This window comes from Mesorhizobium sp. M7A.F.Ca.US.007.01.2.1, assembly GCF_003998165.1.
GTDB classification, from domain to species: Bacteria; Pseudomonadota; Alphaproteobacteria; order Rhizobiales; family Rhizobiaceae; genus Mesorhizobium; species Mesorhizobium ciceri.
Genome location: NZ_RZQP01000196.1, coordinates 1 through 11879 on the forward strand (window position 1 = coordinate 1; position 11879 = coordinate 11879).

General features: G+C 64.3%; 12 protein-coding genes and 1 pseudogene. 8 read left to right on the forward strand and 5 right to left on the reverse strand.

Annotated features, from left to right (window positions below; genetic code table 11):
* The 8 genes from EN949_RS26710 to EN949_RS26745 form a co-directional block, all read left to right on the forward strand.
* Positions 1-655 (forward strand): RHO alpha subunit C-terminal catalytic domain-containing protein (locus EN949_RS26710; RefSeq protein ID WP_281039793.1); only part of this gene is annotated, 655 nt, incomplete at its 5' end.
* Between the two features lie 25 nt (positions 656-680).
* Positions 681-1781: a hybrid-cluster NAD(P)-dependent oxidoreductase gene (locus tag EN949_RS26715; protein ID WP_013528270.1), complete on the forward strand. Its 1101-nt coding sequence runs from the start codon at positions 681-683 to the stop codon at positions 1779-1781.
* A gap of 169 nt (positions 1782-1950) precedes the next feature.
* Positions 1951-2382, forward strand: coding sequence for a PqqD family protein (locus EN949_RS26720; protein ID WP_013528271.1), 432 nt, complete (start codon positions 1951-1953; stop codon positions 2380-2382).
* Between the two features lie 46 nt (positions 2383-2428).
* On the forward strand, positions 2429-3478 hold the full coding sequence (locus EN949_RS26725) for a serine kinase (RefSeq protein WP_127366435.1): 1050 nt from the start codon (positions 2429-2431) through the stop codon (positions 3476-3478).
* Positions 3475-4227, forward strand: coding sequence for a glycosyltransferase family A protein (locus EN949_RS26730; protein WP_164754702.1), 753 nt, complete (start codon positions 3475-3477; stop codon positions 4225-4227). Before EN949_RS26725 ends, EN949_RS26730 begins: the two co-directional genes overlap by 4 nt.
* 55 nt (positions 4228-4282) lie before the next feature.
* Positions 4283-5035 carry a glycosyltransferase family A protein gene (locus EN949_RS26735; protein WP_013528274.1) on the forward strand — a complete coding sequence of 251 codons (753 nt, stop codon included), beginning with the start codon at positions 4283-4285 and terminating at the stop codon, positions 5033-5035.
* Positions 5035-5712 (forward strand): glycosyltransferase family A protein, encoded by a 678-nt coding sequence (locus EN949_RS26740; protein WP_127366436.1) that lies wholly within the window; start codon positions 5035-5037, stop codon positions 5710-5712. Before EN949_RS26735 ends, EN949_RS26740 begins: the two co-directional genes overlap by 1 nt.
* Positions 5709-7184 (forward strand): nucleotidyltransferase family protein, encoded by a 1476-nt coding sequence (locus tag EN949_RS26745; RefSeq protein ID WP_027160997.1) that lies wholly within the window; start codon positions 5709-5711, stop codon positions 7182-7184. The genes EN949_RS26740 and EN949_RS26745 overlap by 4 nt, the downstream gene beginning before the upstream one ends.
* Positions 7185-7224: 40 nt before the next feature.
* Here EN949_RS26745 and EN949_RS26750 read toward each other — a convergent pair whose 3' ends face one another.
* The 5 genes and pseudogenes from EN949_RS26750 to EN949_RS26770 form a co-directional block, all read right to left on the reverse strand.
* Positions 7225-7971, reverse strand: a complete 747-nt coding sequence (locus tag EN949_RS26750; RefSeq protein ID WP_127367080.1) for a ferredoxin reductase — start codon at positions 7969-7971, stop codon at positions 7225-7227.
* Positions 7968-8579, reverse strand: a complete 612-nt coding sequence (locus tag EN949_RS26755; RefSeq protein WP_127367079.1) for a sulfite oxidase-like oxidoreductase — start codon at positions 8577-8579, stop codon at positions 7968-7970. The genes EN949_RS26750 and EN949_RS26755 overlap by 4 nt, the downstream gene beginning before the upstream one ends.
* A gap of 148 nt (positions 8580-8727) precedes the next feature.
* Positions 8728-10248, reverse strand: coding sequence for a DegQ family serine endoprotease (locus tag EN949_RS26760; protein WP_013528279.1), 1521 nt, complete (start codon positions 10246-10248; stop codon positions 8728-8730).
* A gap of 245 nt (positions 10249-10493) precedes the next feature.
* Positions 10494-11213, reverse strand: coding sequence for an MBL fold metallo-hydrolase (locus EN949_RS26765; protein WP_127367078.1), 720 nt, complete (start codon positions 11211-11213; stop codon positions 10494-10496).
* A 71-nt stretch (positions 11214-11284) separates the two neighbouring features.
* Positions 11285-11879: pseudogene (locus tag EN949_RS26770) on the reverse strand (6-phosphofructokinase); the annotation flags it as partial.

Consider the following 11879-nt stretch of genomic DNA (forward strand, 5'->3'; position numbering starts at 1 on the left):
CCGCGAGTGCTACCACTGCGCCGCCAATCATCCCGAGTTGTGCAAGACCTTCCCCGAGGCTCCAACCATAACCGGCGTCCATGGCGCCGACAGCGACCCTGAAATGGTCGCACACTGGGCCAGATGCGAGGCATCAGGCTTGCCGAGCAAATTCCGCATCGATCCGGCAGGGCAGTACCGCGCCACCCGCGCGCCGCTGCTGCGCGATGCCGTCAGCTACACCATGACGGGAAAACGGGCGGTCCAGAAGAACCTGTCCGACAGCGTTTCAACCGACCGCATCGGCTCCTTGCTGCTCTATCACTATCCGACGACCTGGAACCATATCCTCGGCGACCACGCCGTTACCTTCCGCGTGCTGCCGATCAGTGCCACGGAAACCGCAGTGACAACGAAATGGCTCGTCCACAAGGATGCGGTCGAAGGCGTCGACTACGACCTCGCTGAGCTCACCCATGTCTGGACCGAGACCAACGACCAGGACCGCCGCATCGTCGAGGAAAACGCCTTCGGCATCCTGTCGCCGGCCTATGAACCAGGCCCCTATTCGGAGCTGCATGAGGGCGGCGTGATCCAGTTCGTCGAGTGGTACGCGTCGTTCATCGGGCCGCGCCTTGCCGAAGGCGGCCGGCCGGCCCTGCGCAGCGTCGCCTAGCCCAGGGGACAAGAGGATGAATGCGATGACGGACCTTGGCCTCTATCGCCATCTCGACCAGATGACGCCCTGGAACGACAGGCTGCAGGTGCTGGAAGTGATCGGCGTCAGCGACGAAGCGCCTGACGTGAAGACCTTCACCTTCCGCTCCGACAACCAGACCTGGTTCCGCTACAAACCGGGGCAGTTCGTGACTCTGGAACTGCCGACATCGGACGGGCCGCTGATGCGCACCTACACGCTGTCGTCCTCGCCGTCGCGGCCGTTCTCGATCGCGGTGACGGTCAAGGCGCAGGCGGGCAGCACCGGTACGCGCTGGATGTTCGACCATCTGACGCCCGGTTCGCACGTCAAGGCCTATGGGCCGACCGGCGACTTCTCGCTGCACAGCCACCCGGCCGCCAAATACCTGTTCATTTCGGCCGGTTCCGGCGTGACGCCGATGATGTCGATGCTGCGCTGGCTGAACGACTGCGCGCCATGGACCGATGTCGGCTTCGTCAACTGCGCGCGCCGCCCGGAAGAGATCATTTTCCGCAAGGAGCTCGAACTGCTCGGCAGCCGCATGCCTGGGCTGTCGCTCGGCTTCATGATCGAGGAGCGGTCGAGCCGCGAGGGCTGGTTCGGCCATATGGGCCGCATCGACGCGATCCGGCTGCCATTGCTGGCGCCCGATTTCCGCGAGCGCGAGATTTTCTGCTGCGGCCCCGATCCTTTCATGCGCGCCGTGCGCGGCATGCTGGACGCAGCCGGCTTCGACATGGCGAAATACCATCAGGAAAGCTTTGCCGCGCCTGCCGTGGAGGAGATCCCGGCGCCGTTCTCGCCGCCGGCGGAAGACGGCGCCGCTGCCACCGTGGAGGCCGTGACACCGATCCGGTTCTCGCATTCCGATGTCGATGCCGAATGCGTCGCCGGCCAGACCGTGCTGCAGACGGCACGCGCCTCGGGGGTGCGGATTCCCGCCGCCTGCGAGTTCGGCCTGTGCGGCACCTGCAAGGTGAGGAAGGTCGCGGGCGACGTCGAGATGAGCCACAATGGCGGCATCCTCGATCACGAAATCGAAGACGGCTTTATCCTCGCCTGTTGCTCGAAGCCGCTTTCGGCGCTTGAAATCGAGGCGTGACCGGCAGGCACGGTCAGAGGCTGTCCATGCCCGCGCGGCCTGCAGCTGCGCTCGGCCGGGCCTACGCCATCTTGCCAAAAACCCTGCAAATGGTTAGACGCCTGCAACGGTGGGGTTGACCGTAGGGCCCGAAGATCATCTCCGCGGCCTGCTTCGGCGGGGAGCAAACATGCGACAATCCGGCGTATATGCCATTGCCAGCAAGGATATCGTCTTTGAATCCTTCGATGGCGAAGCCGTCGTTCTCGACCTGACCACCGGTAAATATTTCGGCTTCTCTGATTCAGGCAGCAGGCTTTGGGATGCACTGTCGTCCGGCGTGCCTGCCTCCGAACTGGTCGGCGCCGCGACCGGGATTGGCGCCCTCGATGCCGCCGCGATTGACGGCTTTGTTTCACAATTGCTCGAATTCGGTTTGCTGGCGGCCGCAACCGATGGCGTGGCAAGACCGGTTCCCAGCGAATTGCTGGCTCAGCTCGCCGCTGCCGGCGAGCCCCTCAAGGTCGACATCCATGACGACCTTGCCGACCTCATTGTCGTCGATCCCATCCACGAGGTCGAGGAGCCCCTCGGCTGGCCCGCAGTGAAGCAGGCCAACTGAGGCGCGCCAGGCTCTCGTTGCCGGACGGCTCCGGAACAGGCAGACCATGCCGAACGTCACTCTCGAAAACCTGACTGACTACGCACGTCATGTCCTGGCGCAAGCGCAGAGCAGCGCCGCGCATTATCCACTGACCTGCAAGGTGGGTTTGCCGCATCTGGAGTTGACCGCTCATGTGAGTGCCGGCGCGTTGGCGGATGCCTTCGCTCATGGCTTTGTCACGGCTGCGGACAACCGAGCGCCTGCCGACATCTGCCGCATCTTCGTCGCACATCCCGGCATTGACGGCATCGCGGCACCGGCCAGATGGGGCCAAGGACCCTTCACGCAGCATGGCTTCGCCACCAGGCTGGCGGAAGCCGGATTGCGCGGCAACCATTTCCACGACCTGGATTTCTGGCAGTTCTATGATCCGCAACGTCGCGTTGGCGTGCAATTGATGGCCTCGGCCGATGCCTTTCCACCGTGGGAGCCGGGAGCGCCGCTGCGCCCCTTCCTCCATTGGGAATATGCGGCACGTGGCATGCGGCTGGCCCATGCGGGGACGCTCGGCACCAAAGGCAGGGGCGTACTGCTGGCCGGCGCGGGCGGCGCCGGGAAATCCGGGACCGTCGCCGCCGGCCTCCTCCACGGGCTGGACAGCGTCGGCGACGATTATGTGCTGGTCGACCTCTCCAACGGCGTGACTGCCCGCCCGTTGTTTTCAACACTCAAGCAGGATCCCCAGGGATTCGCGCGACTTGGGCTGGATCACCGGCTGCCAGCTCATAGCCCGCTCAACTGGCAAGGCAAATATGCTTTTCACATTCATGACATCGCGCCCCGGCCGGTGCCTGAAACCCTGGACATCGTTGCGCTGCTGGTGCCACATCTCGGCGGAGGCGGGGCAAGTTCGATCGTGCCGGTGTCGCGCAGGGATGCCATGATTGCCTTGGCGCCGTCCGGCATAGCGCAGATGCCGGGCGAGCGGGAGAGCGGCTTTCGCTTCTTCAGCGACCTGACCCGCCTGCTGCCGTGCTATCGTCTGTCGCTGGGGACGCAGCCACAGGAGATAGCCGGCACGATTGCGGACTTTCTTGTGCGGGGCGCTTCGTGAAACTGAGCGTGATAATGCCCGTCTACAACCGTGAGCGCTATGTCGTTTCGGCATTGCGCTCGCTGGTGCGGCAGCGGGACGCCGCCGATCTCGACATCATCGTCATCGACGACGGTTCGACCGACGGCTCTGCTGAGGCCGTACGCTCGATGATGCGCGAAAACCCCTGCATCCGACTGTTCCAGCAATCGAACATGGGCGTGGCCAGGGCGCGCAACGCCGGGCTGCGGCAACTGCCGCCGGATGCGGAGTTCGTGTCATTCCTGGATTCTGACGACATCTCGCTGGCCGGACGGTTCAAGGCCGATCTCGCCCGCTTCGAGGCTACCTCCGGGCTTGAGCTAACCTATTCGCTGATGACGCTGGTCGACCGGATCGACGACGAGAAGCTCAAGCCGGAGGCGGACTGCTGTACCATGACGCTTCGCGGAATTTCGCTGAGCACCGCTCTCTTCAGTCGAACGCTTGTCGATCGCATCGGCCATTTCGACGAGGACTTTGAGCAGTCCGAGGACACGGATTATCTGTTGCGAGTCTTCGAAACCGGTCCGCGCTACGAATTGCCGAACACCGTCGCGATCTACTACCGACGCCACGCCGGAAATGTCACCAAGGAACATAGCGGCAGGGTCCGCAACCACTTGCGTGCAATCCACAAGTCGATGCGGCGGCGCAAGGCCGATCCGTCACGGCGAGAGGTCCAGGGCATCTTCGAATTGAAGAGTCCCGCCGATTGGCGGATGCCATGATGCTCGACACAATCGGCTCGGATCAGCCAAGCCCGCAACGCTGCTGGAGACGCCGATGAGGCTGAGCGTCATCATGCCGGTCTACAATCGCGAACAATTCGTTGGCCTGGCGCTGCGCTCGTTGCTCAGGCAGCGCGAAGACATCGATCTCGACATCATCGTCATTGACGACGGGTCGACCGATGGCTCGGCAGCCGTCGTACGGTCGTTGATCGACGAGGCCCCATGCATTCGTCTTTTCCAGCAGATCAATGGCGGGGTCACCAAGGCGCGCAATGCCGGGCTGAAGCAGTTGCTGCCGCAGACGCGTCTGGTGTCGTTTCTCGATTCGGACGACATCTCCCCGATAGGCCGCTTCAAGGCGGATCTCGCCTGCTTCGAAGAGGATCCTGGCCTCGATCTGACCTATTCGCGCATGACGCTGATAGACAAGATAGATGGCGAGACACTGGAACCGGCCGCCGACAGCCACTCCATCACCGTGCGAGGAATCCACCTGTCCGCCGGGATCTTCGCGCGAGACCTCATCGAGCGCACCGGTGGTTTCGACGAGGATTTCAAACAGGCCGAGGACACCGACTATCTGTTGCGTATCTTTGAGAGCCAGGCAAAATACGTTATGCCCGATACGGTGGCTCTCTATTACAGGCGTCATCCCGGCAACATGACCAAGGAAGCCGATGTGCCCTTTCGCGAGTTCATGCGCGCTATTCACAAGTCGATGAAGCGTCGCCGGGCCGACCCCAGCTTGCGCCGGGTGGAGGGGATTTTCGACTTCAAGGATCTCGCGCAGTGGCGGTTCCTTTGATGGCAGGCTACGGCGTCGTCATTCCGGCTTTCAACGCGGCCGCCACCATAGGCGCTGCCCTGAACTCCGTTCTGGCCCAGACGGCAAAAGCGGAGGCCATCGTCGTGGTCGATGACGGTTCGACCGATGATACGGCCGCGGTGATCGATGCGATGAACCTGCCGGTGACGGTGCTGCGACAGGACAATGCCGGACCCGGCAGCGCAACGACCCGTGGCATTGCGGCACTCTCGACGCCGCTCATCGCGACGCTCGATGCCGACGATTTGTGGCTGCCGGACAAGATCGAACAGCAACTGGCCTATCTCGGCCGTCATCCCGGGACAGCGGGCGTCTTTACGCACTGGCGGACGTTTCGCGGCGACAGCCCCGATTTGCCCGATGCGGCCAGTGGAGCCGGCTGGTCGCGCACGACGATGATGATCCGCCAGGAGGTGGTGCAGAGCGTCGGTCCCATCATCGACCCACCAGGCGGTCGCGGCGAGATGATCGACTGGATCGCCCGGGTTCGTGAGGCAGGCTTTGTACTTGCCATGCTCGACGACGTGCTTGCATTGCGCCGCATCCGTCCGGGCAGCCTTTCCTACGGCCGCGATCCGGCACGCGACCGGGGCTATCTCCAGGTCGCAAGGCTCGCCATGCAGCGGCGGGCCCAGAACAAGGCGGGCTCCAGTTGAACGCCAGGCCTGTTCGCCGCATCAGCCGCCGCTTCCCGGACTATGGCTGGTCGTGGCCCACCGGCCAGTTGGACCTGTTGCTGAAGGCGGCGCTGCTCTCCGATGAGGACGCAGCCGCTGCCTGCGCCGCGCGCTGGCTCGACGAGAACGACATCGACCTCGTCTCGTTTCGAGAACATCGTCTGCTCGCCGCCATCTCCGACAGGTTCGGCAGAAAACTGGCCGGGCATACCGCGCACCCGCGCCTCGTCGGCCTGCAGAAGATGCTGTGGACGAAGTCGCGCATGGCGATGCGCGAGGCCGAGCCGGCGCTGAAGGCGATGGCCGACGGCGGCGCCGACATCATGCTGATCAAGGGCGCCAGCCGCATTGCCTTGAACGCGTCGGCGCAGCGTGGTCGGGTGGCGCATGACATCGACATACTGGTGCGCCCGCGCGACATGGCTGCCGTCTTCGACATCTTGCGCGACCGCGACTGGCAGATCGCCTCGGGCGTCAGCGCGCAATATCTGCGAACCCGGTTGGCGTCGCTGCGGTCGATGAACTTCTTCAAGGGCCGTTTCGGCGACATCGACCTGCACCAGCTCGGCTATGATGGGTCGCAGACGAGCGCGGAAGACGACCTGGCGATCTGGCAACGGGCGGTCCCGGCACAATTCAGCGGCGTCGCGGTCTTCGTGCCATCGCCGGCCGATCGCATGGCACTGGCCATCGCCCATGGCGGCCTCGACGCCCACACCCACAGCGACTGGCTTGTCGACTGCGCGGTCGCCATCCATGCCGAAGACGTCGATTGGGGGATGTTCCTCGACATCGTCGGAAGACGCGGCCTGGCGGTTCCAGCGGCGGTGGCGTTATCCTATCTGGCGTTCGAGATCGGCATTCCGGTGCCGGAACGGACAATGGCCAGAATCTTCGAGATGGCCGACCGGGCTGGCCTGTCGCGTTGGTCGTCGGTTCTGCAAGCCAAGCCGCGCACGGATTTCGGCGGCCTGGTCTGGCTGTCGCGCGGCCTTGCCAAGCAGTTGCGCCTGAAGCGGAAGAAGGGCCGGTTGCAGCAGGAGCCGCCCGCCAAACCCTGGCGCGGGAGACCGGCCGCGGGCAAGCCGCAAGCCGCATCGGCGCCTCTGGTGTTTTCGCAGGCCATCGCCTGTCCGCAAACGACCGGCGACATGATGCTCGACATCACCGTCAGGATCGGCGTTCCGCCGGTCCGGCGCCGCATCGAAATGGAGATCAATGACGGTGGCGAGCATATCGCTCGCCTGCGTGCCGTGGCTATCAGCCGATCCGGCAGGGAACGCGTGCTGCATTTTCGCGGCAAGGTGACGCTCGACGGCGCGCGAGTTGCCTTGACGCTTGAGGCGCGACCATCGCGACAGTTTCGCGAGTGGAACGACGCGGCCACGGTGGCCGCCTATGGCGCCTTGCCTTTCCAGTTGCTGTCGGCGGGTTTCTTGCCGATCGGCTGAAGGCGAATCCGACGAACCTTTCTCGCAAGGCGGCGTCCGCTCAAACTCCGTAGCGTTCGGTGCGGATGATTTCGGCTGCAACGCCGGCATCGATCAGCGCCTGGGCTGCCGCGGAAACGAAGGCATTGGAGCCGCAGACGAAGGCGAGACCGGGCGGCTCGGGCAGCCGCGCCATGGCTTGCGCCATCATCGCGACGTCCACCCGCCGCGCATAGTCGGCCGGGCGGCGTGCGGCTTCGCGGGTCAGTGTCAGCACCAGCTCGAAGCCGTCCTGACGCTCGTCGAGGGCGATCAGCTCGTCACGAAAGATCACTTCGTCCCAGACCCGGACCGAAAAGACCAGGACGACGGGCACCGCTGAATTCCGTGCGGCGCGGTGGCGGATCATCGACATCAAGGGCACGACGCCCGAACCGCCGCCGACCATCACAAGCGGCCCACCCTCATCCTTCGGCCAGACGAAATGCCCGCCAAGCGGCCCGCGCAGTTCGATTTCGTCGCCAATTGCCGCGACCTCGTGGAAGAAGGGCGAAACCTCGCCATCGTCGAGTTTTTCGATCGCCAGTTCGATTGCGCCATTCGTTTCGGGCGCGGAGGCGATGGAATAGGAGCGGCGCGCCTGATAGCCGTCCGGCGCCGTAAGCCTGACGTCGACATGCTGCCCGGCGCGATAGGCGAAGGGCCGAGACGGCTGAAAAAAGAAGCTGGTGACACGCGGCGTGCGCTTTTCGATGCGGACGATGCCGGCTGTTTGCCAGGGCGACTGCACTGCCGCCGTATCGCTCATGGATCGTCCGTGTAGCGTTGCTCGCGCCATGGGTCGCCATAGATATGGTAGCCGCGCAATTCCCAGAAACCGGGCTCGTCGCGCGTGGTGAATTGCAGGCCGTTCAGCCATTTGGCCGACTTCCAGAAATAGAGATGCGGCACCAGCAGCCTTGCCGGGCCGCCATGATCCGGTGTGATCGGCTTGCCTTCGTAGAGCAGCGCGACCATGGCCTTGCCGGCGGTGAGATCCTTGACCGGCACATTGGTGGTGTAACCGTCGAACGCGTGCGCCAGCGTGAAGCCGGTCGGCGGCTCCACACCCGCGTCGGCAAGGATATCGTCGACCAGCACGCCCTGCCACGGCGTGTCGAACTTGGTCCATGCGGTCACGCAATGGATGTCGCGCGTCATCTTGGTCAGCGGCAGCGCGTTGAACTCGGCCCAGTTCCATTTCTTGATCGGGCGTGGCCCATGTTTCAGCGTGAAAGACCAATCCTCGGTGCGCACGCGCGGCGTCGGACCGGCCGACAGCACCGGAAAACCCTGTTCAAGATATTGGCCGGGCGGGATGCGGGCATCGTCATCGGTTGGCGGGCGCCGTCCTGAAGAGAAACCTCGGGTGACCATCGCGGCAATCTCCTGCATCGGGCCGACATCAGCCTGATGCAATGTTCTCGAAGATGTCGTGGCGGGCAACCAAAATCTTGACGGGCGGAGGCCGGAGGGGATCGTCGCCGACGAACCCTGCCGGTCCCGTTCACGTCAAGGCCATTACTCAGCCATTGGCAAAAGGCACCGCGATGTAGATCTGAGCGTCGCCACGCTCGACCAGCAACAGCACCGACTTGCGGCCAGACTTGCCGGCTTGCGCGATTGCCTGGGTTACCTGCCTGGCGTTCTTAACCGGCACCTGATTGACGGCAACGATGATGTCGCCGGCCTGTATTCCGGAAGCGGCGGCGGCTTTGTCGGGATTGACGCTGGCAACCACCGCGCCGTGCTGCTTGCCGGCTAGGTTCATCTGCTGGCGAATGTCGGGCGTTATATCCATCAAGCCGAGCCCTATCGCCGGAGCGCGCCCGGCGCTGGGCGTGTCGGACCCGTCATCCAGCGACGCGGTCTTCGCATCGGCGCTGTTCTGGCCGACATCGACGGAAATCCGCATCGGCTTGCCTTTGCGCCAGACGTCGACCGTTTCCGTGGCGCCCGGCGCGACATCGGCGACCGCCCGCGACAGGTCCTTGGGGTCCTTCACGTCCTGCCCGGCAAAGCTGGTGATGACGTCGCCCGTCTCGATGCCGGCCTTGGCCGCCGGCGAGCCGTCATTGACCTCTGAAACCAGCGCGCCGCCGGGATGGTCGAGCCCGATGGCGCTCGCGACATCCGGTGTCACCTCCTGGATCTGAACGCCGAGATAGCCGTACTGGATGGAGCCGCCCTTCATCAGCTTGGCCACCACCTTCTGGGCCTGGTCCGACGGAATGGCAAAGCCGACGCCGACGCTGCCGCCATTGGGCGAATAGATCGCCGTGTTGATGCCGACGACATTGCCCGCGACATCCACCAGCGGGCCGCCGGAATTGCCGTGGTTGATCGGCGCGTCGATCTGGATGAAATCGTCGAACGGCCCGCTATGCAGGTCACGGCCGCGCGCCGAGACGATGCCTGCCGTGACGGTGGTGCCGATGCCGAACGGGTTGCCGAAGGCCAGCACCTGGTCGCCTGGCATAAGCTTGTCGGAATCGCCCCATTTGACGGTCGGCAGGGGTTTGTCCGACTTGATCTTCAGCACGGCGAGATCGTTCTTGGCATCGCGCCCGACAAGCTTGGCCGGAAGTTCGGTGCCGTCGTCGAGCGTCACCTTGATCGAAGAGGCCCCATCGATGACGTGATTGTTGGTGACGATGGTGCCGTCGGAGGCGACGATGAAGCCGGAACCCAGCGCCTCGGCGCGCTGCGGTTGCTGTTGCGGCGGCGTCTTGGGCGTCGGCATGCCCTGGTCACCGAAGAACTGGCGGAAATAGTCGTCGAAAGGCGAGCCGCCGTCGAAAGGAGAGGCATCGCTCATCGTTTCAGGCTGTGCCTTCATGACGGTGGTGACCGTCACCACCGCCGGCTTGTCGGCGGCAACGATGGGTGCGAACGAGCCATTGGGCGCAGTGATGCCGGCGACAGGTGTCTGGGTCGTCGGAACGGTGTTGCCCGCGCTTTGGGCGAAAGACATGACGAAGGGGGATATGATCAGCGCAGCGCCCAGCAAGGCCGCGACGCGATGCCTACGAAGGATATCTGACATGGTCGTTTGTCCGGGCGAGAGTTGATCCAGCGCCGTGGCCTCCCATGCGGGAAATCGGTCATCGGCGTGTCGAGGTTGCAATTGCCCGTCTCGCCTACATGGCAGCCAACCGGATCGACGGCCTTGCATCTAGGGCGCGGATTGGCCCGATTTAGGGTTTTCGGGCGACCTTACGAAGATTTAATATCCGCACGGCGGCAGGGTCACAAAGTCGTCGGGTCGCGCCTTGCTGCCTCGCTGGAGCCTCAGCCACCGGCGGTTCGTCCGAGATAGGCCGTAGCAATCTCGCGCATGCGCTTGCCGTCGAAGCTCGGTCCGTGTCCTCCATGACCGATACGGATCGGCAGGTCGAGCAGGCGCCGCATCGTACTGATATAGGCGGCCCGGTCGGAATCCGGCAGGTCGTCTATCAGCATGGCGTCGTAGATGGCATCGCCGCTGAAGAACAGTCCGTCGGCCTCGTCGAACAGCGCGATCGAATCCGGTGAATGGCCCGGCAAATGCAGCACGCGAAATTGCCGGTCGCCAAGATCGACGACATCGCCCTCGTCCAGGGTTCGCGTCAACGGCGCGGGCGGGATCCTGTAGTCGGCCGACTTCCATCCGGGCGCCGGCAGTTTCGAGACGGCACCCTCGAGGTCGTGGAACATGTAGGCGTAAGTCGCGGCCTCATCCATGGTCTCGAACCGAGCCGCGCTCATTCTTGGCCCGGCCCGCAACGGGAATTCATGCAGCGAGCCGACGTGGTCGAGATGGATGTGGGTGGCAACGACCAGCAACGGCTTGCCCTGCGGCGTCTCGATCTGCGGCGCCAGCGGACAGATGCCCATACCGGTGTCGACGAGCAGGTCGGCATCGCGACCGCGCAGATGCCAGATATTGGCCCGAACATAGGCATGCACGAAGGGCTCGGTCAGCATCGTCGTCTTGCCGTCGACCACGCTCCTGCTGAACCAGTCCGGCATCAAGTGTGAGTCCGGCATACGAAGTGAGCCGGGCATCAGGTGTGAGCCCGGCATCAGGTGTGAGCCCGGCATCAGACGAAGGGCTTCCCGACCTTGTACTTTTCCGGCACCAGCCGCTTGAGATAGGCCATGCCGGCATCCGACAGCTGATTGACGTCGGGCTTCATGAAATCGTCCGGCATGTGGCGGGTCTTGCCGGCGACGTTCTTGAGCGGCACTTTCTTCAGCACCGTTCTGGTGCCGTCATATTGCAGCGCCACCGAGCCGCCGCCCTGTTCGGCGACGGTGACGGCGAAAGCGCCGGCATCGAAAGCCTCCTGCGCGTCGACCGCGCTGATGGCGCCGATATAGCCGCGCGGCATGTAGCCGAGCGCGTCGGCGCGGGCACGTTTGCCCGGCAGGCCTTCCGCCAACGCGCGCTCGAGTGCGGCCGGCAGATCGCTGCCCGACAGCTTGACGTTGCCATGCGCGTCGCGCTCAAGCTTGTCCGGCGGCACCAAGCTTTCGACCAATGCCTTGCCGTCGGCGGTGCTGACGCCTTCCGAAACGGCGACGATGCAGCGCTTGTGGCGATCGAGCGTGGCACGCACGTCGTCGATGAAGCCAGCGGCCGAGAACGGCCGCTCGGGCACGTAGACGAGATGAGGGCCGCTGTCGGGGTCGAGC